The sequence below is a fragment of the Streptomyces sp. B1866 genome, from assembly GCF_031932565.1.
GTDB lineage: Bacteria > Actinomycetota > Actinomycetes > Streptomycetales > Streptomycetaceae > Streptomyces.
In genome coordinates this window covers 1-485 of sequence record NZ_JAVSCF010000603.1, presented here as the reverse complement: position 1 = coordinate 485, position 485 = coordinate 1, and the positions used below count along the sequence as shown (strand labels likewise).

At 83.9% G+C, this 485-nt stretch carries 1 pseudogene; it reads right to left on the bottom strand.

The annotated features are described in order from the left end of the window. Window positions 1–434, bottom strand: a pseudogene (locus RKE29_RS30390) (hypothetical protein); the annotation flags it as partial. Window positions 435–485 lie beyond the last annotated feature (51 nt).

Genomic DNA, 485 nt, shown 5'->3' with positions numbered 1-485 from the left:
GGCGCGGCCCCGGCGCCGGCGGCCGCGGGGTCCGACGGGCAGGGCGGCTCACCGGCGGCGCCATTGCCGGAAGCGGCGCCGGGCTGCGGGGTGCGGCGGCGGTCCTGTGCCCCGGTCCGTTCCGGCGCGGCGACGCGCTCCCGTCCGGCGGCGTGCTCCTGCGCGGCGTCGTGTTCGAGGACCGCGCCGCGCCGCGGGAGCGCACCGTGCCGGGGGCCGGTGTCGCGCTCGGTGACGGAGGCGCGCTGGCCCGCGTCCCCGTCTCCCGCTCCCGGGTCGGCGCCCTGCGCCGGGATGGCCCCGGTATCCGACGCGGGGTCGGCCGGGTGCGCCCGGACGGGCTCCGGGCCGGCCTCGCGTGCGGCCAGGGTGCCGGAGGCGCCCGGCCCGAGAGCCGCGGAGACGCCGCCGTCCTCGGCGTCGGCGCCTGACACGCCTCCGGTGCCGACGCCGGGCCCGCCGCGGGCGTCCACGCCGGCACCGGT